The following is a 24,392-nucleotide window of genomic DNA, read 5'->3' as shown; positions in this document are numbered from 1 at the left end:
TCGGCCGAGCCGGGGTAGGTGAAGCCGACGCCGTGGAGCTCGATGCCGTGCCGGAGCGCGTCCGGCGCGGGCCGGGTGCCGGTGGGCCGCCGGCGGCTCGCGTAGTCGAGCAGCCAGAGGTAGTGGCGGGTGGAGTGGCCGGCGTCGGCGATCCGGGAGAAGCCCTCCACGGTGCCGTACACCTGGAAGCGGAGCTGGGCGCCGAGGCTGATCACCATCATCAGCTCGCCGAGCGTGGCCTCGCCGCGACCGACCATCCCGGTCATGAGCACCAGCGCCGCGACGAACCCGGCGGCGTAGCAGAGCCAGCCCGCCAGCTCCCAGCCGATCGCGCCGATGCGGGCCCGCAGGACGGCGTCGATCACACGGTGGCGGGCGGCGTCGGCCGCGGCGTCCAGGACGGGGCCGGCGCCGGAGACGTAGACCTCCTTGCCGGTGTCCGGCTCGATGCACATCCGGTGCAGGCGCTGCTCCAGGCGGGACTGCTCGGCGGTGGCGGCGTGCGCGGCGGCCAGCCGCCGCCGGGCGCGCCCGGCCGCCCACAGCGGCGGGAGGGCCAGCACGGCCAGCGCGGACAGCGCCGGGTGCACCGAGGCCAGCAGCCACAGCGACAGCCCGACGCTGACCACCGCGATGGCCGTGTCGGACAGCGCCCAGCAGGAGCCGGCCAGGGCGCGGGTCTGGCGGCGCAGCAGGCTCAGCCGGTCGAGGTAGTCGGTGCGTTCGAGGTGTTCGAGGGTGGGGATGGCGGCGGTGGCGTCGAGGATCTCGCGGGAGACCTCGATGTCCACCCGGTTGATCAGGTCGTCCTGGTAGTTGTAGCGCGTACGGTTGCCCGCAGCCGCTACGGCATGGCCGACGATGCCGACGACGACGGCCACCACGAGAGCCCGCACGGCGTGCCCGCCGGCGGCGTCCACGAGCCAGCGCTGGCCGAGGGCGGTCAGGGCGGTCGTGGCGGACTGGGCGACGGACAGGAGGGTGATCACGGTGAAGACGCGCCGGTCGGCTCGCCAGGCGAGGGCGAACATGTGGCGGACCAGGCGGAGCCTTCCCTGTTCGGAGGTGGTCATCCGCTCGTCGCCTCCATGTCGGTGAACCGGGCCGCCTGCAGGCGGAAGAGCCGGGCGTAGGCGCCCCCTTCCGCCAGCAGGCTCGTGTGGCTGCCCTGTTCGGCCACCCGGCCGCCCGCCAGCAGCACGATCCGGTCGGCGTTGCGCACGGTGGACAGCCGGTGCGAGATCAGCAGCACGGTGGTCCCCGGCACCTCGGCGACGACCTGCCGGTAGAAGCCGGCCTCGGCCTCGACGTCCAGGTGCGCCGTCGGCTCGTCCAGGATCAGCACGTCGCGGCCGTGCTCGACGGCGAAGATGGCCCTGGCGATGGCGATGCGCTGCCACTGCCCGCCGGACAGGTCGGTGCCGTCGGTGCGCTCGCGCGCGAGCGGGGTGTCGTACCCGTCCGGAAGTGCCTCGATCACGCCGTCGATGTCGGCGCGGCGGGCGGCGGCGCGGATCCCGTCGAGGTCGGCGCGGTGTTCTGGCGCGGCCATGGCGATGTTGTCGGCGGCGGAGAGGGGGTAGCGGTTGAAATCCTGGAACACCACGGCCATGCGGCGGCGCCAGGCCGGCAGGTCGCCGGGGCCGAGCGGCGCGCCGTCCACCAGCACCCGGCCGGCGGTGGGCAGGGACAGGCCGGCGAGGATCCTGATCAGCGTGGTCTTGCCGGCGCCGTTGCGCCCTACCAGCGCCAGCACCTCGCCGGGGTGGATGGTCAGGTCCACCCCGGCGACGACGTCGCGGTCCGTGCCGGGGTAGCGGAAGGCCAGGTCGTCCAGGCGGATCTCGGCGGGAGCCGACATCCCGCGCGGCTCGCCGGGCGGCGGCACGGGGCGGGCACCCAGCCGGTCGAGCGCGCGGACGGCGCCGAGCCCGTACTCGATGTCGAACGCCTCGTAGCCCATGGAGCTGATCGAGAAGAGGGCGAACGCCGACACCAGCACGGTCACCAGGTCGGCGGCGGGGAGCGTGCCCTGGACGGCGGCCAGGCCGGGGAACAGCAGGGCCGCTCCGGCCGACGCCGCCGCCAGCAGGGCGGTCAGCCACTGCTGCCGCAGGATGTCGCGCCTGCGCTCCCAGATGGCCCCCGCCCAGGCCAGCACCTCCCGGGTACGGTGGCGTACCACCCAGTCCTGCAGCCCGAACAGGCGAATCTCCTTCGCGGCGGGAGCGGTCGAGGCGACGTCCGCCCAGTGTTCGGCCCGGCGGCGCAGGTCCTCGCGGGCGTCCGCCACCGCCGCCAGGCCCACCCACCAGCGGCGGATGAGCGCCCGCTGGACGAGGGCCGCGGCCAGCAGGAAGACGGCCAACGGCGGCGAGAACAGCACCGCCACCACGGCCGCGGAGCCCAGCGCGCCGAGCATCCTGAAGACGAGCCGCAACTGTCCGACGGCGGCCGTGCCCGGCGAGCGGACCCGGCCGCCTCCCGCGTCCGAGGCGCGGGAGGCGTCGTCGGCGAACGCCGGCTCCTCCAGGTGCGCCATGTCGGCGGGGGCGAGCGCGAGCCGGCGAACCTCCCGCATCACGCGGGCGTCCACGCGGCCGGCCACGAACTGTTCGAGCGCGCCGCTCAAGGCCCCGAGCACCTCGGTGGCAGCCAGCAGGGCCGCCATCGTCACCAGCGGCCACACGACCGCGGTGCCGGGCTCCCGGCCGCTCGCGGATCCGGTGAGTGCGGCGACCAGCCAGCCGGTGGACAGGGCGGTGGCGGCTGGTGCGAGCGCCGCCCCGGCGTGCACGAGCACCAGGCCGGCGGCGGCTTTGCGATCTTGGAGGGACAGGCGTAACAGGCGGTCTCGTTCGGCCAGCAGCGTCCTCACGGCGTGGGCGCCTCCAAGCGTCGGGGGGTACGGCCGGGCGCGCGCGACGACGGCCATGGTCAAGTCACGCGCGCCCGGAGATCATATGTCAGCCGTGCATCGGCGCCCAGACCGTCATCGGGCCCGCCCCCCGGTTGGCCCACGCGTAGTACGGCACGAAGGTGAGGCCGACCGGGCCCGCGTGCTCCGGTTCCCGGGGGGCGGCGGCGGTGCGGTAGGGGAAGCCGCCGTCCTCCTCCCGGTGCACGTGGGCCCGGCCGCGCGCGATGACCGGCACCACCTCGTCGGGCAGACCGGTGACGGCGGTCCCGTCGCGCAGGTCCGCGCCCGCCACGCACAGGTCGTCGACGATGACGCCGGGGTGGTCGGCCTGCTCCAGGCAGTAGACCAGCGGGCCGCGCTCGACGGCGACCTGGCCGCGGGCCACGTCCAGCCGGGGCACGGCCACCGTCAGCCGGGGCCGGATCCCGAGGTCGAGCACGATCCGGTCGCCGGGCCGCCAGGTCCTGCGGACGCGGTGGTAGGTGCCTGGCTCGGCCGGCCGGTCGTCCACGCCGGCGGCGTCGGCCCAGGCGGGGATGCGGGCCGAGAGCGTCCACGGCCGGTCGGGGGTCTCCCTGACCGTGATCTCGATCCGGCCGCTCCACGGGTAACCGGTCGCCACCTCCAGCACCACGGAGCCCGCCCGCACGGTGCCGGGCGCGTACAGGTGGAGCTGGACGCCGTCGCCGTCCCGGGTGGCGAGGTAGTGGTCGAGGGAGGAGAGCAGGCGCATCACGTTGGGCGGGCAGCAGGCGGTGCCGTACCAGTCCTGGCGGCCGCGCGCCGGCGAGCGCAGGTCGTCGGGGTCCGCGCCGGCGCGCACGCGCAGCGCGTTGACGTAGAAGAAGCGGTCGCCGCCGAGCGAGACGCCGGGCAGGACGGCGTTGTAGAGCGTGCGCTCGATCAGGTCCGCGAACCCGGGCGCGCCGGTGGCCAGCAGCATCCGCCACGACCACTGGATGCTGCCGATGGCCGCGCAGGTCTCGCAGTAGGCGGTGTCCGGCGCCAGTTCGTGGTGGCCGCCGAACGCCTCCCCGTACCAGTTCGAGCCGAGGCCGCCGGTCAGGTACGTCTTGGTCGCCACCATGTCGTGCCACTGCCGCTCCAGGGCGGCGAGCAGGTCGAGATCGGAGGTCTCCACGGCGACGTCGGCCGCCCCGGCGGCCAGGTACATGGCGCGTACGGCGTGCCCCTCGACCGTGGCGGCCTCGCGCACCGGCACCCGGTCCTGCCGGTAGCCGGGCCCGTGGTGGCCCTTGAGCGGGATGAGCGCGTGGCCGCGGGTGGTGACCAGGCGCACGGCGAGGTCGAGGTACGCGCGCGTGCCGGTCTCCCGGTGCAGCTCGGCCAGGCCCGTCTCGACCTCGGGGTGGCCGTCGAGCGCCTCCAGGGGCAGCGCCGCCGCCAGGTGGTCGGCGAACCGGGTGGCGACCCCCAGCAGCGTACGGTCGCCGACCGCCCGGCTGCCGGCCACCGCCGCCTGCATGAGGTGGCCGGCGCAGTAGAGCTCGTGGCTGGAGGCCAGGTCGCAGTAGCGCTCGGCGCCGGTGAGCTGGGTGTGGGTGTGCAGGTAGCCGTCGTCGCACTGGGCCTGCGCGACCAGCTCGGACGCCTCCTTGTACGGCCGCGCGAGGTCGTCGTCGTCCGCCCGGCCGCGCTCCCAGGCGACCGCTTCCAGCCACTTGTAGACGTCGGAGTCGGCGAACACCTTGCCGCGGTGCGTGCCCGCCAACCTGAGGTTGTCGAACGCGCCGGACTCGCGTACGCGCTCGCCGCCCAGCGGGATCGTGACCTCGCGGTTGACCCGCTGCCGCGCCTCCCAGAACCCGCCCTCGACGCGTCCGCCCGCCACGGGACGCAGGGTCACCGCCGCGTCGGGGCCGGGCCGTACGACCCCAGACATCCGATCATCGCTCATACTGCTCATCCTGCCTCAGGGTCAAATATCCAACAAGGATCGAATATTTATGCGTACTGCAAGGCGGGACGGCGCGCACCGTCGACCCCTCGGTCCAAGTACGGGGTGCACCTTGACGGGACGGAAGGGACGACGCACCCTGAATGGGAGATCTATGCATGTTTGAATATTTATGCGAAGGGACGTCTATGCCCGAAATCCCCCACACGGTGCTGCTGGAAGAACGGGCCGAGCTGGCGATGAACGCGGTGGCCGGACTGTCCGACCAGGACATGGACGGCATCCCGTACTTCAGCGCCGACCTCCTGGCCCGCCCCGCGGCGCTGCGGCACGGCGACTGGGACTACGGCTCCAGCCACGGACGGCTCCTGGACGCCTGCGTGCTGGCCCGGCACATGACCGGCAAGGACACCTGGCGAGAGGTGGAGGAGGGGTTCAGGCGGCGGCTGATCGGCTTCTTCGGCGACGACGGGCTGAGCTACCGCCTGGCGCGCCCCGAGGTGGGCTGGCCCCCGAACGCCAACCTCATCGACCAGCGGGCGGTCCTCCTGTCGCTCACCACCTGGTACGTCTCCGACGGCGACCCCGAGGCCCGACGACTGGCCGACCGCCATGTGGCCGCGCTCAAGCGGATCGCGATCAAGGAGCGGGACGTCTGGTTCTACCCCGCCTCCGAGTACACCCCCGGCGGTTGGCCCTCGCCGAACGCGATCGCGCTCCACCTCGCCCCCGACCCGGCCTCGTTCAGCGGCCGGCTCATCATGCCGCTCCTGCGCTACCACCAGGCGACGGGCAACGAGGACGCGCTGGAGCTGTGCGGATGGTTCGCCCGGCTGATCGTGCACAAGAGCGGGGTCTTCAACGAGGACGGCTCCTTCAACCCCGCCCGCGCGTACCGCAGCGCCCACTTCCACACCCGCCTCGGCACCCTCGAAGGGCTCGCCCGCTACGCCCGCCACGCCGGCGACCACGAGCTGACCGCGTACGTCCGCCGCGCCTACGACTGGGCCCTCGGGCAGGCCACCGCGTTCGGCTGGACGCCCGGCGACCTGGCCGACCAGCGCTACGAGCACGAGAGCTGCTCCCTGGTGGACCTGATCGGCACCGGGACCACGCTGGCCGGGTCGGGCCACACCGCGTACTGGGGCGTGGTGGAGCGGTTCCTGCGCAATCACCTCGTGGAGTCGCAGCTCCTCGACCTGAGCTGGGTGGACTCCGCGCCCGACGCGTCGGGGGACGAGCCGGGCTGGGTCACGCACGTACGGGTGGGCGAGCGGGTACGCGGGGCCTTCGCCGGGTACGGCGCGCCCAACGACTTCGTCTGCGACGTGGAGCTGGGCCGCGGGCACACGGCCGACGTGCAGGCGTGCTGCGTCGGCTCGGGGCTGCGCGGCCTGTTCTGGGGCTGGAACTCGATCGTCACCGCCGACCCCCGCGCCGTCCGGGTCAACCTGCTCCTCACCCGGGCCACCCGGCAGGTCACCGTGCTCAGCCACCTCCCCCACGAGGGCCGCGTCGACCTGGACGTCCACGAGGACCTGCGCGAGCTGCGGATGCGGGTGCCCGCCTGGGCCGGGTACGCCAAGGTGCGCGTCGCCCGCGAGAGCGGGGACTTCGACGGGACCAGGGCCGGGGCGTGGGCGCCGGACGGCTACCTGTCGATCCCCGTGCCACGGCGGGGCGAGCGCGTCACGGTCACGTTCCCCGTGCCCGAGACGGCGACCACCGAGGTGGCGGCGGGACGGGAGTACCGCGTGCGATGGCGGGGGGACGACGTGATCGGCATCAGCCCGGAGGGGACGGCCCGGCCGATGTACAGCGGGCGCAAGGTGCATCCGACCGCGCCCCGGCGCGACTACCCGCTGGCCCGGCCGGCGAAGGAGTGGGCATGGTGAACTGGTCTCTTCCCGAGGTGCCCGCGGGCGAGGCGCTGCAGTGGCGGCCTGGATCACCCACGATCCCGAGACCGAGCCCCCGTTCGAGCCGCCCACCGACAACGGCGAGCCGCGTTCCGCCCGCACCGCGGGCCTGCCCGCGCCCCGGTACTTCCGGCGCGTGCTCGACCTGCCCCCGGCGACCGCCGTGCGGATCGCGTGCAGCGCCAGAGGGCTGTACGAGCTGCGCGTCAACGGCCACCGGGTCGGCGACGGCGAGCTGACGCCGGGCTGGACCGACTACCGGCAGCGGGTGCCATACCAGGTGTACGACGTCACGGACCTGGCCGGCGACGGTCCCGTCTGCGTGGGGGCGATCCTCGCGGACGGCTGGTGGTCCGGCAGCGCCTGGCCGTCAGCCTGCACCTGCGGGGCGACGGCGGCACCCTGACCGGCCGCAACCGGGCCACGGCCCCGCCGGACGACGCGGCCTACCGGTCGCTCCCGGGTGACCACGCCGCCGACGAGAGCGGGGCCGCGTACGTTGAGGGGGTGGCGCTCTGGCACTGGCTGGACGCGTTGATCGTCACCGCGCCAGAGCCGGTGTCGGCCGTGGCGGTGCTCGGCGACTCGATCGCGACCGGGGTCGGCTCCGAGACCGGCCACGGCTGGCCGGACCTCCTCGCCGACCGGGCCCTGCTGGAGTCGTGGCCGCTCGCCGTGGTGAACGAGGGCGTGTCCGGCGGCCGGGTGCTGGCCGCCGGGACCGGACGCGACGCCGAGGAGCGGCTGGCCGCCGAGGTGCTGACCAAGCCGGGCATCGGCGCCGTGATCCTGCTGGCGGGGATCAACGACCTCGGGGCCGGCGCGCGGGCGCGGCCGCTCGTCGCCGCCTACCGGCGCATCGCCGAGCGGGCGCACACCGCCGGGGTACGCGTGATCGGCGGCACGCTCCCGCCCTTCGCGGGCGCGGAGTACCACACGCCCGCGGGCGAGCGGGCCCGGGAGGAGGTGAACGCGTTCGTACGCGACGGCGGCGTGTTCGACGGGCTCGCCGACTTCGACGCGGCGCTGCGTGACCCCGCCGGCCCCCGCCGCCTGCTGCCCCGCTACGACTGCGGCGACCACCTGCACCCGAGCGCGGCCGGCCACCGGGCGATGGCCGCCGCGCTCGAACCGCGCGTGCTGCTCGACGCGGCCGGTCAGCGGCCGGGGCCGGACGGGCGCGTCGCCGGTTCCGGGCGGTGGATGCCCCGGGGGCGGTAGCCGAGCGCGTCGGAGACGCCGAGGTAGTCGGCGAGCAGCCAGATGATGGCCAGCCACATCTCCGTGCCCTGCAGCCCGGGCGTGCGGGCCGCGCCGCTCCCCCGGGTCAGCGCGAAGCTGAGGCCCGCCCCGTCGTGCCAGCCGCCGACCGCCCGTACGAGATGCTCCTTCGCCCAGGCCGCGCCCTCCTCGCGGCGGTGCCGGGTCTGCCTGCCCAGCAGCCACAGCGGGTGGATGACGTCGAGCACGTTGCAGGCGTTGCCGGTGTCCGGGCCGAAGTAGCGCGGGTCGCGGGCCTGGGCGAGCACGGTGTCGACGGCCCGCTCCGGGTACGGCACCGGCATCCCGGACTGCGCGAACGTCCCGCGGGTGAGCCGGTAGAACCCGTTGACCACCTGCAGCCAGCCCGCGTCCGGGTCCGGCTCGCCCCACATCCCGTGGGCCTGGCTGCAGCGGGTGAGCAGCCACCCGTACAGGGTCTCGCTCTCGCCGCGCACGCCGAAGTCGGCGAGGTTGCGGTGGAGGCCGGTGCCGAACGCGTCCACCCACGAGCCCGCCGTCCAGGCGTTGCGCTCCCAGTCGAGGGCGTCGAGCGAGGCGATCAGCTCCTGCGAGGTGACGTTCGCGACGGCGTGGACGGGGTGCGGGAACCGGGTGCCGAGGAGGTCGAGGGCGTAGCCGACGCAGAGCACGTGATAGGCGCTGGCCCCGTCCAGCTCCGGTGGCCCGGAGGCGCCGATCTCCGGGACCAGGCCCGTGGCCGGGTCCTGGCGATCCCGCAGGAACGCGACGATCTCCTCCCTCGCCGGCGTCGGGGGCGGGCCGTCCAGGAGAAGGTCGGCGATCTCCACCGCGTCGCACCAGGCGCGGACGGTCGGCGGGGCGTCCGGGCGGTCCACGTACCGCTCCCCCGTCCAGCAGCGCCCCAGCACCTCCTCCGCCTGCCCCCTGGCGCGGTCGGCGAACCCGGACAGCAGCCGTTCCAGATCGTCCCCCGGACCGGTGGCGCGGCGGTCGCGGATGCGGCGGGCCGGGTTGCCCGCGACCATGGCCCAGGCGGGCACGTCCTTGGTGACGACCGCGCCCGCGCCGACGACGGCGTGGTCGCCGATCGTCACCCCGTCGAGCACGACCACGTTCGAGCCGACCCACACGTCGTCGCCGATCCGGATGCCCTTCGAGGTGATCGCCTGCCGGAAGACCGGGCGGTCGGGGGCGGTGCCGTGGTTGAAGCCGAGCAGGGACGTGTGCGCGCCGATCCGCACGGCGTTCCCGAGCACGATGTTCCCGCGCACCACGGCGTACGGGTTGACGGTGCAGTCGTCGCCCATGACGACGTCGTCGGTGACGTACGCGTGGGCCGCGATGTAGCAGTGGTCGCCCATGCGCAGGCGGTCGGCGTACACGCCCGCCAGCGGCGAGACGAACACCTTGCCCGCCGCCTCCAGCTCGAACCTGGCCCGCAGCTCCTCCAGATGGCTCTCCTGGGCGCGGCGGTCCTCCTCGGTCGCGTGGTCCCAGAACAGCCACGGGCAGAAGTCGAACTTGGTCGGTTCCGTCATGAAATCTCCTTGAACGTGGTCAGCGTCATCGACCAGGAGTAGCGCCGGGCAGGCAGCCGGTACCGCTCGGGCAGGGCGGGGCCGCAGGAGGCGCTGCCGAGGCCCTGCTGCCCGTGGTCCAGGTTCAGCCAGACGCGCCCCGAGTCGCGCAGATCGTGTGCCCTGCCCGCGGCCTGCAGCGCCTCGCCGGTCCAGCGGCGGGCGGTGAAGTCCAGGTGCGGCTCCCCGTCCACGCGCAGGGCCGGCAGCCCCGGGCCCGACAGTTCCAGCCAGCGGGTCTCGACGTGGTTGCCGTTCTCCTGCGGCACAACGTACGGGGTCTGGAGCGCGTCGATCGCCAGCGCGAACCGGCCCACCCGCGCGGCGTCCCGGCTGTCCGCGTACGACTCGCCCGGCCCGCGCCCGAACCACGTCACGTCGGTGTAACCGCCGGGCAGGGCGAACCTGGCGCCCATGCGCGGCGGGCTCACATTGAGGTGGCCGTACGCGGTGTCGTGCCAGTCGCCGACGGGCTCGGCCTCGATCCGCAGGTGCAGGCCGCCGTCGCGCCACTGCCAGGTGTACGCGGTGCGGAACCCGAGGGTCCGGGTGGCCGGGCCGCTCCGGCCGCGGACGACGAGCGTGCGGTCGTCCGGCCTTTCGAGGGCCGCGGTCCGGTGCAGGAAGCGGTCGAGCCCCACGGCCTCCCAGTCGGCGGCGAGCGCGTTCCTGGGGCCCTGGCCGCGGTCGTTCTCGGTCGGCGCCCGCCACACATCCAGCACCGGCCCGTCCAGCTCGACCCCGTGCAGCCCGACCAACCGCCCGCTCCGCCGATCGAACACCGCCCCGCCCAACCGCAATCCCCCGCCGCCACCCGGCGCATCGCTTTCAAGGCCGTCCGCCGGCTGGGGGGCGGCGAGGACGGTGGGTGAAGGGGTTCGGCGGCGGTGGGGGGTGGCGCCGAGGCGGGACTGGGTGAAGGCGACCACGTGCCCCGCCGGCGCCCAGCGGGTCGCGGTGGCGAGCGCGGCCTCGATCGTGATCCACGTCTCACCCTCCAGGGGGCGGACCGCGACCTCCGGCAGTGGCACCCGCACCGTCTCACGCGGCCCGCACACCGGGACCGGGAGCACCCCACCCCCCTCCGAAGGAGTGCCGTCCACCTCCACCCGCCAGCGGAACTCCAGGTGCCCGAGGTCGATCAGGTCGTGCTTGTTGGCGACCACCACCTCCCCCGCCACCACGTCCACGGCGATCCCGACCGGCTCGATCGCCTTGCGCAGCTCCGCCAGACCCGGAGACGGCGTGCGGTCGGGGAACAGCAGCCCGTCCAGGCAGTACCGGCCGCCGTTCGGCTGGTGGTCGATGTCCCCGCCGTGCCGGAAGTACGGGCGGCCCAGCGCGTCGTGCCCCGTCAGCCCGTGGTCGATCCACTCCCACACGAACGCCCCGCAGAACCGCTCGTACGACTCCAGGATCGCCTGGTAGTCGGCCAGCGAGCCGGGCCCGTTCCCCATGGCGTGGGCGTACTCGCACAGCAGGAACGGCAGCCCGCGACGGCGCACGTCGTCGGCCGACCCCGGCGCCACCCCGTCCGGCGGGTCCTCCTCGCGCCGCCCGATGCGCTCCAGGTCGTCCAGCGACGGATACATGAGGCTGTGGAAGTCGGAGTGCCGGTAGCTCGGATCGCGCTCGTAGTGCAGCGGCCGGCCGGGATCGCGGGCCCGGATCCACCGCTCGATGTCGCCGAACGCCGGCCCGCTCCCGCTCTCGTTCCCCAGCGACCAGACGACCACGCTGGGGTGGTTCTTGTCGCGTTCGACCATGCGCTGTGCCCGGTCGAGCAGGGCGTCGCGCCACATCGGCTCGGCCGGCGGGTTGCCCGCCCAGCCCGCGTAGATGAACCCGTGCGTCTCGATGTCGCACTCGTCCACCACCCACAGCCCGTACTCGTCGCACAGCCGAAGGAACTCCGGGTGCGGCGGGTAGTGGGCGGTGCGGACGGCGTTGACGTTGTGCTGCTTCATCAGCACGATGTCGCGGATCATGGTGTCGCGGTCGAGGGCGCGGCCGCGTTCCGGGTGGTGTTCGTGCCGGTTGACGCCGCGGAAGAGGACCGGCGACCCGTTGATCAGCAGCCGCCCGCCGGCGATCTCGACGGTCCTGAACCCGATCGGGAGGTCGATCGTCTCCCCGGCGGCGCTGAGGGTGCCGCGGTAGAGGCGCGGGCGCTCCGCGCTCCACGGTTCGACGGCGGGGACGGTGACCTGCTCCCCGGTGGCGACCGCGAGGCCCAGCTCGGGGATCTCGACCAGGCCGGGGGCGTCGGCGGTGACCAGGAGGGTGCCGCAGCCCTCGGCGGCGTCGTAGGAGGCGTGGACGGTGAAGTCGTCGATGCCGCCGGAGGGGCGGGCCAGCAGCTCCACGTCGCGGAAGATGCCCGGCAGCCACCACATGTCCTGGTCCTCGAGGTAGCTGCCCGACGACCAGCGGTGCACGCGTACGGCGAGCAGGTTGCCGCGCGGCCGGACGAGCCCGGTGACCTCGAACTCGAACGGCAGCCTGCTCCCCTTCGAGTGGCCGAGCAGCGAGCCGTTCAGCCACACGGTGCCGCAGGAGTCCACCCCCTGGAAGCGCAGCACGGCCCGGCCGCCGGGCCGGTCTTCGGGCCGGTCTTCGGGCCAGTCTTCGGGCCAGTCTTCGGGCAGGTCGAAGTGGAGGCGGTAGTCGCCCGTGGGGTTGCCGTCGGGCAGGTGCGGCGGGTCGATGGGGAACGGGTAGGCGGTGTTGGTGTAGAGCGGGCGGTCGTGTCCCTCCAGCACCCAGTGCGACGGCACTCTGATCGTCTCCCAGCCGGTGTCGTCGAGTGCCGGGTCGGGCAGCGAGGGGCCGGTGCCCTCGGCCGTGCCAGAGAGCCGGAAGCGCCACCGGCCGTTGAGCGACAGGCGCGGCGCGTCGGAGAGGAAGTCCGCGCGTGCCGCCCGCCGCCCGGAGCCCGGCCCGGGGTCTTCGTGGAAGTCAACCATCCGCACGTCCCTCCGCGACAAACGTTTTAACCCTATATGTGAAGATCCCCGCCTGCCAGCCCATCATGCATTGACATCCAATATTGAATAAATATACAGTGCGTAAATCGTTTCAATAGAAATGGGTGGGCCATGCGCGGGTTTCTGCCGGACTGGGAGTCGCTTCGCCGTCACCCCGTCCCCCCGTGGTTCGGGGAGGCCAAGTTCGGCATCTGGTCGCACTGGGGCCCGCAGTCCGTGGCGAGCTCGGGCGACTGGTACGCCCGCCACCTCTACGGCATGCAGCCCGCCTCCGAGCCCTGGGAACGCCGCCGCGCCGACCGCCAGCACGCCCACCACCGCGCCCGCTTCGGCGCAGGCGGCGGTGCGAAGGACCTCTTCCATCGCTGGCGCGCCGAGCGGTTCGACCCCGAAGAGCTGATCGACCTGTACGTCTCCAGCGGCGCCCGCTACTTCGTCGCCCTGGCCGCCCACTGCGACAACTTCGACCTGTGGGACTCCGCGCGGCACGCGTGGAACGCCACCCGCATCGGCCCGCGACGCGACATCGTCGGCGCCTGGGAGCGGGCGGCCCGCGCGGCCGGGCTGCCGTTCGGGCTCAGCTTCCACAACAACTGGACCTGGCGCTGGCTCGACGTCGCGCACGGCATCGACCCGGCCACCGGCGAGCCGCACGACGGCGCGCTCACCGAGGCCGACGGTGCCGGCACCTGGTGGGAGGGCCTCGACCCGGCCGAGCTCTACCCGGCCAGGCACGCCCCGGACGCCAAGCCCCCGCCCCACGTGGCGGAGCGCTTCTACGCCCGCGTGCGCGAGGCGGTCGATCGCTACCGCCCCGACCTGGTCTATCTCGACGACGGCCGGCTGCCGTTCGACGCGGGCAGCGTGGTCGAGTCGGAGCCGGTCAGCACGCGCGGTCTCGACCTGCTCGCCCACTACTACAACACCTGCCCGACCGGCGGCCTGGTGACCGTCAAGGACGTCCCCGACGCCGACCGCACCGCCGTCGTCCTCGACTGCGAACGCCGCCAGCTGGACGCCGCGCAGCCCCACCCCTGGCAGTTCGACACCAGCGACGGCGAGTGGTTCGACTGCTCGGACGACGACCCGATGTTCCACCCGCGCAAGACGTCCCAGCAGGTCGTCCACACGCTGATCGACGTGGTCAGCAAGAACGGCACCCTGCTGCTCAACGTCCCGCAGCGCGCCGACGGCACCGTGGACGCCCGCGCCCGCACCCTGCTGGGCGAGGTGGGCGACTGGCTGCGGGTGTGCGGCGAGGGCGTGTACTGCACGACGCCGTGGAAGCGCGCCGCCGAGGGCGCCACGGGCCTGGGCGAGACCAGGGGCTACGAGGGCTACAACGAGGCCGAGCGCGCCTACCGGCCGGGCGACATCCGCTTCACCCGGCGCGGCGACGCGGTGTACGCCACGCTGCTCGCCTGGCCGGAGGACGGGACGGCCGCGATCACCAGCCTGGGCACCGGCGAAGGGCTGCTGAACAGCCGCCCGGCCCAGGTCGAGCTCCTGGGGCACGGCCCCGTCGCCTGGCGGCTGGCCGAGGAGGCCCTCTACGCCGACCTGCCCCCGAAGCCGCCCACGAAGGCCGCGTACATGCTCAAAATCACCTGACCTGGAGATCCCGCCTTGGTGACGAACCTGCGAACGTGCGACCTGATCGACCCCCTCGGCATCGAGATCACCCGGCCGGCGCTGAGCTGGCAGCTGACCGGCACCACGACGCAGACCGGCTACCACGTACAGGTCGAGCCCGGCTTGTGGGACACCGGCGAGGTCAGCGGCCCGGAGCAGAGAGTGGTGTACGGCGGCCGGCCCCTGACCTCCCGCACGGCGGCGCGCTGGCGGGTGCGCGTCCGCGACGCGGACGGCCGCTGGTCCGGCTGGAGCCCGCCCGCCCGCTTCGAGCTGGGCCTGCTGCGCCCGGACGACTGGACGGCCGCGTGGATCACCCACCCCGACTGGCACGACGAGGGCGACCCGCGCGCGGGCGAGGGCAGGCCGCTCCCGCTGCTGAAGGGCGAGTTCGTCCTGGCCCAGCCGGTCGCCCGCGCCCGGCTGCACGTCGCGGGCCTCGGCGTCTACGTGGCCACGGTGAACGGCGCGCCGGTGACCGACGCCGTGCTGGAGCCGCCGTACACGGACTTCGCCAGGCGCGTGGTGTACTCCACCCACGACGTGACGGAGCTGCTGCGCGAGGGCCGCAACGCGCTCGGCGTCGAGCTGGGCCCGGGGATCGCGCACGTCTTCCCGCACCAGGACCGGTACATGAAGTTCTTCGGCTCCAAGGCCGCCCCGCGGGCCATCGCGCAGCTCGAACTGGACTACGCCGACGGCTCGTTCGGCCGGTTCGTCACGGGCCCCGACTGGCGGGCCGCGGAGGGCCCGACCGTGCGCTCGCACTGGTACGGCGGCGAGGACCACGACGCCCGCCGCACCGCCTCCGGCTGGCGCCCCGCCACCGTCGTCCCCGGCACGAAGGACGTGCTCAGGTCGCGCGCCTGCCCGCCCATCAGGGTCACCGAACGGCTGCCCGCCACCGCCCGGCTCGACGCCACCGACGGCACGCCGGTCTTCGACGTCGGCACGGTCGTCGCGGGCTGGGCCGAGCTGAGCCTGGACCTCCCGGCCGGCCGCTATCTGCGGCTCGTGCCCGGCGACCAGCTCGACGGCTACGGCCGCGTCATCCAGTCGAAGCCCACCACCGGCGCGCCGATCTTCAACACGTACGTCACCAAGGACGGCCCGCAGACCTGGCACCCGAGCTTCCGCTACGACGGCTTCCGCTACGTCGAGGTCCAGGGCCTGCCCGGACACGTCGGCCCCGAGGCCGTGACCGCGCTCGTGCTGCGCGCGGACAACACCCCGACCGGCACGTTCGAGACCTCCGACGCCCTGGTCAACGACATCCACACGATCATCGACCGCGCGGTGCGGGGAAACATGTACAGCGTCCTCACCGACTGCCCGCACCGCGAGAAACTGGGCTGGCTGGAGCAGACCCACCTGCTGTTCGACGTCGTCGCCTACAACTACGACGTGGCCGCCTACTACCGCGAGCTGCTGGTCACCATCGCCGAGGCGCAGACCGGGGACGGCCTGGTGCCGGACATCGCGCCGGAGTTCCTGGTGTTCGACGCCCCCTTCAGGGACGACCCCAACTGGGGCGGCGCGATCGTCCGCATCCCGTGGCAGCTCTACCGCTGGTACGGTGACCCGTCGGCGATGCGGACGCACTACGACGCGATGCGCCGCTACGTGGACTACCTCACGTCCAAGGCCCAGGACGGGATCCTCGGCCACGGTCTGGGCGACTGGATCGGCCTGGACGACTCGACGCCCGTCCCGCTGGTGTCGACCTGGGGCTACTGGCGGGCCGCGCGCACGATGGCCCGCGCCGCAGGGGTGCTGGGCCGCGACGACGACGCCAGGCGCTACCGGGCCCTGTCCGAGCGGATCACCGCCGCGTTCTCGCGTGCCTTCGCCGAGTCCCGCAGCCAGGCGTCGCAGATCCTGGCGCTGGACATGGGCGTCGTCACGGACGAGCGGGTGCTGGACCGGATCGCCGAGGCGGTGGCCGGCGGCGGCATCACGGTCGGCGAGATCGCGCTGCCCGCCCTGTACAGGGTGCTCGGCCGGGCGGGACGGCACGACGCCCTGTGGGCGTTCGCCATCTCGACGAGCCATCCCAGCTACGGCTACCAGGTGCGGCACGGCGCCACCGCGCTCACCGAGGCGTGGGACGGCCCGACGAGGGGCCTGTCGCAGAACCACTACATGCTGGGCGCCATCGACGCCTGGTTCTACCGCGGCCTCGGCGGCATCGGCCAGGCCCCCGGCTCGAACGGCTTCCGCAGGCTGCTGATCGAGCCCGCCGCGCCCGGCGACCTGGAGTCGGTGCGGGCGAGCACCGTGACCCCGTACGGCGGGGTCGAGGTGTCCTGGACCCGGGCGGACGGGGAGTTCACGCTCGACGTGCAGGTCCCGCCGGGCTCGTCGGCCGAGGTGCGGCTGCCCGATCTCGGGCTCGCGCGGCACGCCGTGCCGGACGCCGCGGTCAAGCTCGGGGCCCACGCCTACGAGGTGCCGGCCGGGCGGTGGACGTTCACGGAGCGGGGAGCCGAGGCCGGAGAAGGAAGCCCTTCAGGCGTAACCGCGCAGGCCGACCAGCGACCGCGACCAATGAACAGGGCGGGGCGATGATCGGCACGTACGACGCCGCCCGGGTCAGGACGCCGTACAAGGCCGGCAGGCTGCTGGTGGAGGGCTCGCGGGAGCCGGGCAGGTTCGACAGCCTCTTCGTGGACTGCCCGTTCGTGTGCTCCGACGGCGGCGAATACCTGATGACGTACGTCGGCTTCGACGGGACCGGCTACCAGAGCGCGCTGAGCCGATCGGCGGACCTCGTGTCGTGGACGCCGGGCGAGGTGATCCTGCCGCGCGACCCCGCGCACCCGTACCGGGGCTACAACGCGGCGCTCACCTCGATCGTGCGCGACAACCGCCTCGGCTCCCCCGGCCAGGTGACCTGGCTGGACGGCCGGGCGATCGGCACGTACCACGCCTACCCCGAGGCGGGCATGGAGATGGGCGCGGCGGTCATCGGGTTCGTGGCCGGCGAGGACCTGCGTACGTGGGTGGACGTCGGGTCGGTGCTGCGCCCGCAGGACGGCGGCGCGTGGGAGCGCGGCGGCCTGTACAAGTCGTGGCTGCTCCGCCACGACGGCCTCTACTACTGCTTCTACAACGCCAAGAACCGCACCTACGACGGCTGGCGCGAGCAGATCGGCTACGCCGTCTCCCCCGACCTCGAACGCTGGGAGCGCCCCCATCCCGGCCCGGTCGTCCCGCACGGCGGTCCGGGCGAGTTCGACGAGCGCTTCGCCTCCGACCCGTGCGTGCTGCGCGACGGCGACTGGTGGGTGATGTTCTACTTCGGCCTCTCGTTCGACGGGCACGCCCGGGAGAGCTTCGCGGTCTCCCGCGACCTGCGTACCTGGCACAAGAGCGGCGAGATCCTCATCGACGTGGGCCCGCCGGGCTCGGCCGACGACACGTACGCGCACAAGCCCGCGCTCGTCTCCCACGGCGGGCGGCTCCACCACTTCTACACGGCGGTACGGCGGGTCGAGCCGTACCGGGTCGGCGAGCACACCCTGGTCGAGCGGCGCGGCATCTCCCTGGCCCACGGATAGGAGATCATGATGAAGTCCCGCAGGAGCTTCCTGGCCGCGGCAGCCGGCGCCGTGCTGGCGCCCCAGCCGGCCGGCCGCGCCGAAGCGGCCCCCGACCTCGACGGCTGGGCCAGGGTGCCGCGGATCCGGCGGCGGATCAGGCCGCCCCGCTTTCCCCGCCGCACCTTCCCCGTCACGCGCCACGGGACGGTCGGCGACGGGAGCGCGATGTGCACCGAGGCCTTCAGGCAGGCGATCGCGGCCTGCGCGGCGGCGGGCGGGGGGCGCGTCCTCGTGCCCGCGGGGACGTACCTCACCGGCGCGATCCACCTGGCCGACAACGTCGAGCTGCACCTGGAGGCGGGCGCCACGATCCGGTTCAGCCGCGACCCCGCCGACTACCTGCCGGTCGTCCACACCCGCTACGAGGGCGTCGAGCTGATGAACTACTCCCCGTTCGTCTACGCCTACGAGCGGGAGAACGTCGCGATCACCGGCAGCGGCACCATCGACGGCCAGGCCGACGCCACGCACTGGTGGGACTGGTCGGGCGACCCGCCGCCGTCCGAGCGTCCCGACAAGAACCTGCTGGCCGCCATGGCCGAGCAGGGCGTGCCGGTGGCCGAGCGGGTGTTCGGCGAGGGCCACTACCTGCGCCCCAACCTCATCCAGCTCTACCGCTGCCGCAACGTCCTGATCGAGGGCGTGACGGTCAAGGACTCCCCCATGTGGAACATCCACCCGGTCCTGTGCACCAACGTGACCGTCCGCGAGGTCACCGTGGACAGCCCGAACGGCCCCAACAACGACGGCTGCGACCCCGAGTCCTGCGTGGACGTGCTCATCGAGCGGTGCGAGTTCAACACGGGCGACGACTGCGTGGCGATCAAGGCGGGCAAGAACGCCGACGGCCGCCGGGTGAACGCGCCCTCCATGAACGTGCTCGTGGACTCCTGCGTGATGCGCGACGGCAACGGCGGCGTGACGATCGGCAGCGAGACCACCGGCGGCGTGCGCTGGGTCTACGCCTGGAACTGCACGATGAGCAGCCCTCGCCTGGAGCGCGCGATCCGCGTCAAGACCAACCCCGACCGCGGCGGCTACGTCAGGGACGTCTACTTCCGGGACATCACGGTGGGGCAGGCCGCCGACGCGGTGATCGAGGTGGCCCTGAACTACGAGAACAAGGACACCGGCCCGTACTTCCCCGACGTGGGCGCCATCGACGTGCGCCGCCTGCGGGCCGGGCGGGCGCCCAGGGCGCTCAACCTGATCGGCAACCCGGGCAACCCGATCAGGGGCGTGCGGGTGGCCGGCAGCGTGTTCGAGGAGATGGCCGAGGACGACGTGGTGCGCGACGTGACGGGGCTCGTGCTGCGCGACGTGTGGATCAACGGCCGCCGCGTGGACTCCGGGGGATGAGCCGGTCCCAGCCGCGAAGATCAGGGCTCGACGAGGCCCGCGCGGATGGCGTAGCGGGTCAGGTCGAGGCGGTCGCGCATGCCGAGCTTCTGCAGGATGTTGGCCCGGTGCCGGTCCACGGTCTTCACGCTGATGACGAGCGTCTCCGCGATCTCCTTGGCCGAGTTGCCCTCCGCGATCAGCTTGACGATCTCCTCCTCCCGGGGCGTCAGGATGCTCTCGGGCATGCGCTCGCCCTCGCGCGAGCGCTGCAGGTAGTCGCGGATGAGCGCGGTGACCGCCCCCGGATAGAGGAACGGCTCGCCGCGCATCGTCGCCCGGCACGCCTCCAGCAGGTCCTGGTCGGCGACCGACTTGAGCACGTATCCCGAGGCGCCGACCTTGAGGGCCTCGAAGAAGTACTGCTCGTTGTCGTACATGGACAGGATGAGGATGCGGATGGCGGGCGCGCGGCGGGAGATCTCGCGGGCCGCCTGGAGGCCGGTCATGCGCGGCATCGCGATGTCCAGGATGGCCAGGTCCACCGCGTCCTCCGACGCGGCCGCGACGGCCTCCGCGCCGTCGGCGGCCTCGGCGACGACCTCCAGGTCGGGCTCCGCGTCGAGGATCATCTTCAGTCCCCGGCGGACCAGCGCGTGGTCGTCGGCCAGCAGGATCCTGGTCTTGGCAGTGCTCACCGAGATGGGCTCCGATCGTTCGGGATGGTCAGGTGGACACGGGTGCCTTCCCCCGGCGGGGAGTCGACGGTCAGGCGGGCGCCGATCAGCAGGGCGCGCTCGCGCATGCCCCGGATCCCGGCCCCGTCCTGGCGCGCGCCGCCCTGCCCGTCGTCGGCGACGCGCAGGGTCAGCCGCCCGTCCCGCGTGGCCAGCGACAGCTCGGCACGCGTGGCGCGGGCGTGCCTGGCGATGTTCGTGAGGCTCTCCTGGGCGATCCGGTACAGCACGAGCTCGACGTCCGCGCCCAGCTCTGGCAGGTCGTGCTGGACGGCGCGGGCCACCTGGACCCCGCTCATCTGCGAGACGTCGCTGCACAGGGCGCTCAGGGCGGCGTGCAGCCCGAGGTCCTCCAGCACGCCGGGACGCAAACGGCGGGCGACCTGCCGGACCTCGTCGAGGCTGGCGCGTACGGTCTCCTGCACGCCGTGCAGGTCCTCGCGCAGGTGGTCGGGCGCGCGGTCGACCACCCGTTTCAGGCCGAGGAGCACCACGGTCAGGCTCTGGCCGATCTCGTCGTGCAGCTCGCGGGCGATGCGCCGCCGCTCGCCCTCCTGGGCGGCCAGGGCGTGGCCGCTGCTGGCGCTGCGCTCGGCCTCCAGGCGGTCGAGCATCGCGTTGAACGTGCCGATCACGTGGGTGAGGTCGCTGTTGCCGCCGACGGGCAGCCGATCGCCGGTACGCAGCAGGTCCACGCGCTGCATGAGCGTGGTCAGCGCGTCCAGCGGGGCCAGGCTGCGGCGCAGGAGCAGCGCGTTGGCGGCCAGCATCAGCGCCAGACCCACGATCAGCACCGGCACCTCGGCCAGCACGAGGGGCGCGGACACGGTGGCCGGTGAGATCGCGAGGACGAGCGTGGCCACCGCGAACACCAGCCCGTTGATCATGAACAGCCGCCGGAACAGCGCCTGTGCCGGGCTCCTGGTCGTCCTCTTCGCCCCGTCGGTCATTTCACCAGCCTCTTTGTCCCCCGGCCCGGTTGTCGATCCGGCCTGACCCCCATCCTGCGGGACGTCCCTACATGCTCCGTCCCTCCCCATATGGGTGCTGGACCCGATGGTGCCGGGCCCGCCCCCACGACGAGACTGGGACGGAGCCGCCGCCCGCGAAGGATGACCTCGATGCGGCGCGCGCGACGAGACGATCATCCTGGAGCGGCGGCTCACCAAGCCCGAAACCGTTCCGACTCCGGAGGTCGATAGTCGTGTGCCGCCAATCCCGCCTTGTACCGTCATGCCCCGCCGCCCGGTCCGGGCCGCCGGGGCGTGACGGATGAGCGCACTCGTAGCCCTCGCGATCTTCCTGGTCGCGTTCTTCTTCATCGCCACCGAGAAGGCCGACAAGGTCAAGGTGGTGCTCATCGCCGCGGGGCTGATGGCCGTCCTGGGCCTCGTCCCCGGCGCGGAGGTGTTCTTCTCCGAGCACGAGGGCATCGACTGGAACGTCATCTTCCTGCTGCTCGGCATGATGATCATCGTCGGGATCATCAAGCAGACCGGGGTCTTCGACTACCTCGCCATCTGGGCCGCCAAGCGGTCGCAGGGCAGGCCGTACCGGCTGATGGTCATGCTGATGGCGATCACCGCCGTGGCCTCGCCCTTCCTCGACAACGTCACCACGATCATGCTGGTCGCGCCGGTCACCGTGATGGTGTGCGACCGGCTGCGCATCCCCGCCCAGCCGTACCTCATCGCGGAGGTGCTGGCCTCCAACATCGGCGGCGCCGCGACCCTCATCGGCGACCCGCCCAACATCATCATCGGCAGCCGCGCGGGGCTGACGTTCAACGACTTCCTCGTCCACATGGCGCCGATCGTGGTGGTCGTCTTCGTCGTGTTCGTGGGGCTCACGCGAGTGCTGTTCCGCGGGTCGTTCCACTACGACGCCGAGCACGCCATGGCGGTGATGGCGCTGGACGAGCGGCGGGCCATCACCGACCCGCGCCTGCTGACCCGCTGCCTGGTGGTGCTGGGCCTGGTGGTCGCCGGGTTCGCGCTGCACGCGGTGGCTCACGTCGACCCGTCGATCGTGGCCCTCGTGGGGGCCGGGGTGATGCTGATGGTGTCGCGCGCGGAGGTCCACGAGGTGCTGCGCGAGGTCGAGTGGTCCACGCTGGTCTTCTTCATGGGCCTGTTCGTCATGGTCGCGGGCCTGGTCCACACGGGGGTCATCGCGGTGATCGGCACGTGGGCCCTGGACGCGCTGGGCGACGACTACTTCGTCGCCGCGACGGCGCTGCTGTTCGGCTCGGGCGTGCTGGGCGCGTTCTTCGACAACATCCCGTACGTCGCCACGACCGCCCCGATCGTGGAGGGCGTGGTCGCCGAGATCCCCGACCCGAGCACCGGGCAGGCGCTGTGGTGGGCGTTCGCGCTGGGCGCGGACTTCGGCGGCAACGGCACGGCTGTGGCGGCCAGCGCGAACGTGGTGGCCCTCGGCATCGCCGCCCGCTCCGGGCACAAGATCACCTTCTGGCAGTTCACCCGGTACGGCATCGTCGTGACCGTCGTCAGCACGCTGATGGCCTGGGGGTACGTCTGGCTGCGCTACTTCGCCTGACCGGGGAGATCAGGGGAAAGTCAGGGGCGATCACCGATGAGCGCCCCTGACCCGAAGGGGCATCGTGGGCCTCATGAACCGCCTCACCCAGATCTCCTTCACCGCGGCCCCCGCCGCGCTGCTCGCCGGAAGTCTCCTCACGCGCCTCCCGGGCGCCGGCTCCGTGGGCGGGCCGTGGTGGGCGGCCGCGCACGCGGTCCTGCTGGCCGGGTTCCTGATGTTCGGCCTCATGCTCCTGGGGCTGCGCCGCATGGCCGGGCCCGTGACGGGCGGGTGGCGGGCGGCGGTGGACGTCGCCTCGGGGGTGGCGCTGCTCAGCACGGCCGCCAACGTCGTCGGTCTCGCCGTCGACCTCTACAACAGGTTCGAGAGCCCGCGCGTCGCGGCGTGGGAGCCGCTCGTCTACGGGGCGGCCTTCGCCGCCCTGGTCGCGCTGGCGTTCGTGCTCGCGGCGCTGCGCCGGGTCACGGTGCTGAGCGCGGCCGTCACGGCCGCGGGCGTGGCGGTACTGATCGGGGGGTTGCTGGAGCCGGCCCTGACGCCGGTCGGCATGGCGCTCATCTGGCTGGGCACCCTGCTGCTGAGCCGGGGCCCGGCCGAACCGGCGGGGCAGGTCGGCTACCGGCTCCACTGAGCGATCGCCCGGGCTTGGAGTGGGTACGTCCATAGGGCCCCGACTCCCGGCTTTCGTGAAGGAAGTGGTTCCCCATGCTCTATGTCTTCGGTTTCGACCGGATCGGCGTGGTGGTGAGCGACATCTACTTCGTCGACCCCGATCCGATCAAGGGACAGGAGGGCGCCGAGCGGGGCGTGCGCCTGGAGCTGCGGAAGCTGGAGCCCGGTGAGCTGAAGGGGTCGATCTACTCGGCCCGGCCCATCACCGTCGAGCGCCCCCTCTGGCGGGTGGACCTGCTGGAGTCGGTCAACGGCGCGCCCGGCAGCTTCGACCGCACCCACCATCACCCCGGCATCGACGGGTGGGAGCCGGGGCGGCGGGTGTTCGACAAGGAGCTCTCCGGCGAGCCGCTGAAGTGGCTGAGCGGGCGGCTGGCCGACCTGGAGGGCGTGCTCGACGAGGTCGGGGTGGACCGCGGCGAGGTGAGCGCGGCGGACGTGGCGGGCCTGCGCGAGCGCGCCCCGGAGATCGTCGACGCCGTCGGCCGCCTCCTCGACGGCGTCCACTCCGGCGCGCTGGCCACGGCGCCGGACGGCACCTCGGCCGACAGCGTCCGCGCCAGCTGGTTGTGACTTCTAGGGGGCCAGGCCGGCCGCAATGCCGTCCAGGACGAGGCCGAGCTTGCGGTCGAACCACACGGAGGCCGGCTCCGACAGCGCCCGCCGCATGACGGGCGCCACTTCGGGGCCGACCGCCTCGGCCCAGGCGTCGGCCGAGCTGTCGCGGACCTTGACCGTGCCGGCGGAGCCGGACGCGTCCAGCTGCTGGCCCCTGCCGAAGACGTCGATCGCCAGGTCGAAGACGGTGTCGACGGCGAGGAACGCGTCCTCCACCGTGAAGCCGTAGCCGATCAGGCGCTGGACGGCCGCGCCGAAGCGGTGCATCACCTCGTCGGGGAAGCGCTTGAGCCCGAGGAACTCCTTGATCAGGCCGGGATGCGCCTCCAGCAGCGCCCACAGCGCCCCGGCCTGCGCCTCCAGGTCCGAGCGCCACTCACCGGTCGGCTCCGGCCAGTCCGCCCGGCCGATCGCGCGGTTGATCGCCACTATGACCAGCTCCTCGCGGTCGGCCACGTGGCGGTAGAGGGCCGAGTGGGCGACCTTGAGGTGGTCGGCCACGGTGGCCAGGGTCAGGTTGTCGAACCCGACGGTCAGCGCGGCGTCGGCGATGGCGGGCCTGGTGATGCGCGGCGGGCGGCCGCGCGGGCGGCCGCGCACGCGCCACTCCCGCGCCGTCGTCTCCTCGCCCATCGAGCCCCCTACCGCCGTCGATCGCGTCGCGC

General features: G+C 73.2%; 18 protein-coding genes. 10 read left to right on the top strand and 8 right to left on the bottom strand.

The window, feature by feature from the left end; genetic code table 11:
• The 3 genes from ACFKCF_RS09260 to ACFKCF_RS09250 form a co-directional block, all read right to left on the bottom strand.
• On the bottom strand, positions 1-1,073 hold a 1,073-nt coding region (locus ACFKCF_RS09260; protein ID WP_394492544.1), incomplete at its 3' end, for a hypothetical protein.
• On the bottom strand, positions 1,070-2,878 hold the full coding sequence (locus tag ACFKCF_RS09255) for an ABC transporter ATP-binding protein (protein WP_394492543.1): 1,809 nt from the start codon (positions 2,876-2,878) through the stop codon (positions 1,070-1,072). The genes ACFKCF_RS09255 and ACFKCF_RS09260, both read right to left, overlap by 4 nt.
• 88 nt (positions 2,879-2,966) lie before the next feature.
• A complete protein-coding gene (locus ACFKCF_RS09250) occupies positions 2,967-4,838 on the bottom strand; it encodes a glycoside hydrolase family 127 protein (RefSeq protein WP_394492542.1) in 1,872 nt (623 codons plus the stop codon).
• A 188-nt stretch (positions 4,839-5,026) separates the two neighbouring features.
• Between ACFKCF_RS09250 and ACFKCF_RS09245 the strand changes: the two genes are divergently transcribed.
• Genes ACFKCF_RS09245 through ACFKCF_RS09235 form a run of 3 tightly spaced genes read left to right on the top strand, consistent with a single transcriptional unit; the run spans position 5,027 to position 7,978 of the window.
• A complete protein-coding gene (locus ACFKCF_RS09245; RefSeq protein WP_394492541.1) occupies positions 5,027-6,733 on the top strand; it encodes a hypothetical protein in 1,707 nt (568 codons plus the stop codon).
• A 40-nt stretch (positions 6,734-6,773) separates the two neighbouring features.
• Positions 6,774-7,163 (top strand): alpha-L-rhamnosidase N-terminal domain-containing protein, encoded by a 390-nt coding sequence (locus ACFKCF_RS09240; RefSeq protein WP_394492540.1) that lies wholly within the window; start codon positions 6,774-6,776, stop codon positions 7,161-7,163.
• A complete protein-coding gene (locus tag ACFKCF_RS09235; protein ID WP_394492539.1) occupies positions 7,106-7,978 on the top strand; it encodes a GDSL-type esterase/lipase family protein in 873 nt (290 codons plus the stop codon). Before ACFKCF_RS09240 ends, ACFKCF_RS09235 begins: the two co-directional genes overlap by 58 nt.
• Here the strand turns inward: ACFKCF_RS09235 and ACFKCF_RS09230 are convergent.
• Both ACFKCF_RS09230 and ACFKCF_RS09225 read right to left on the bottom strand, forming a co-directional pair.
• Positions 7,915-9,540, bottom strand: coding sequence for an acyltransferase (locus tag ACFKCF_RS09230; RefSeq protein ID WP_394492538.1), 1,626 nt, complete (start codon positions 9,538-9,540; stop codon positions 7,915-7,917). The two genes, ACFKCF_RS09235 and ACFKCF_RS09230, sit on opposite strands and share 64 nt — an antisense overlap.
• Positions 9,537-12,545 carry a glycoside hydrolase family 2 TIM barrel-domain containing protein gene (locus tag ACFKCF_RS09225; RefSeq protein WP_394492537.1) on the bottom strand — a complete coding sequence of 1,003 codons (3,009 nt, stop codon included), beginning with the start codon at positions 12,543-12,545 and terminating at the stop codon, positions 9,537-9,539. The genes ACFKCF_RS09230 and ACFKCF_RS09225 overlap by 4 nt, the downstream gene beginning before the upstream one ends.
• A 132-nt stretch (positions 12,546-12,677) precedes the next feature.
• Here ACFKCF_RS09225 and ACFKCF_RS09220 point away from each other — a divergent pair, with 132 nt between their 5' ends.
• The 4 genes from ACFKCF_RS09220 to ACFKCF_RS09205 are packed head-to-tail and all read left to right on the top strand — an operon-like array spanning position 12,678 to position 19,159.
• On the top strand, positions 12,678-14,177 hold the full coding sequence (locus ACFKCF_RS09220) for an alpha-L-fucosidase (protein WP_394492536.1): 1,500 nt from the start codon (positions 12,678-12,680) through the stop codon (positions 14,175-14,177).
• 18 nt (positions 14,178-14,195) lie between these two features.
• Complete coding sequence (locus tag ACFKCF_RS09215; protein ID WP_394492535.1) at positions 14,196-16,766, top strand: family 78 glycoside hydrolase catalytic domain; 2,571 nt, start codon at positions 14,196-14,198, stop codon at positions 16,764-16,766.
• Positions 16,763-17,758 carry a hypothetical protein gene (locus ACFKCF_RS09210; RefSeq protein ID WP_394492534.1) on the top strand — a complete coding sequence of 332 codons (996 nt, stop codon included), beginning with the start codon at positions 16,763-16,765 and terminating at the stop codon, positions 17,756-17,758. The genes ACFKCF_RS09215 and ACFKCF_RS09210 overlap by 4 nt, the downstream gene beginning before the upstream one ends.
• A 9-nt stretch (positions 17,759-17,767) precedes the next feature.
• On the top strand, positions 17,768-19,159 hold the full coding sequence (locus tag ACFKCF_RS09205) for a glycoside hydrolase family 28 protein (RefSeq protein WP_394492533.1): 1,392 nt from the start codon (positions 17,768-17,770) through the stop codon (positions 19,157-19,159).
• A gap of 20 nt (positions 19,160-19,179) precedes the next feature.
• Here the strand turns inward: ACFKCF_RS09205 and ACFKCF_RS09200 are convergent, their stop codons facing one another.
• Together ACFKCF_RS09200 and ACFKCF_RS09195 are read right to left on the bottom strand one after the other, a co-directional pair.
• A complete protein-coding gene (locus ACFKCF_RS09200; RefSeq protein WP_394492532.1) occupies positions 19,180-19,836 on the bottom strand; it encodes a response regulator in 657 nt (218 codons plus the stop codon).
• Positions 19,833-20,825, bottom strand: coding sequence for a histidine kinase (locus ACFKCF_RS09195; RefSeq protein ID WP_394492531.1), 993 nt, complete (start codon positions 20,823-20,825; stop codon positions 19,833-19,835). The genes ACFKCF_RS09200 and ACFKCF_RS09195 overlap by 4 nt, the downstream gene beginning before the upstream one ends.
• 322 nt (positions 20,826-21,147) lie before the next feature.
• On the opposite strand from ACFKCF_RS09195, the gene ACFKCF_RS09190 reads away from it, so the two are divergent.
• From ACFKCF_RS09190 to ACFKCF_RS09180, 3 genes are all read left to right on the top strand, one after another.
• Positions 21,148-22,434, top strand: coding sequence for an SLC13 family permease (locus ACFKCF_RS09190; protein ID WP_394492530.1), 1,287 nt, complete (start codon positions 21,148-21,150; stop codon positions 22,432-22,434).
• A gap of 73 nt (positions 22,435-22,507) precedes the next feature.
• Complete coding sequence (locus ACFKCF_RS09185) at positions 22,508-23,068, top strand: hypothetical protein (protein WP_394492529.1); 561 nt, start codon at positions 22,508-22,510, stop codon at positions 23,066-23,068.
• A gap of 74 nt (positions 23,069-23,142) precedes the next feature.
• Positions 23,143-23,682: a hypothetical protein gene (locus ACFKCF_RS09180; protein WP_394492528.1), complete on the top strand. Its 540-nt coding sequence runs from the start codon at positions 23,143-23,145 to the stop codon at positions 23,680-23,682.
• Positions 23,683-23,685: 3 nt separating this feature from the next.
• On the opposite strand, the gene ACFKCF_RS09175 is transcribed toward ACFKCF_RS09180, so the two are convergent.
• Positions 23,686-24,360 carry a TetR/AcrR family transcriptional regulator gene (locus ACFKCF_RS09175; RefSeq protein WP_394492527.1) on the bottom strand — a complete coding sequence of 225 codons (675 nt, stop codon included), beginning with the start codon at positions 24,358-24,360 and terminating at the stop codon, positions 23,686-23,688.
• Positions 24,361-24,392: the final 32 nt, after the last annotated feature.

It is taken from the genome of Nonomuraea sp. JJY05 (genome assembly GCF_043496855.1).
Lineage (GTDB): Bacteria > Actinomycetota > Actinomycetes > Streptosporangiales > Streptosporangiaceae > Nonomuraea.
This window is presented reverse-complemented; position numbering and strand designations above follow the sequence as displayed.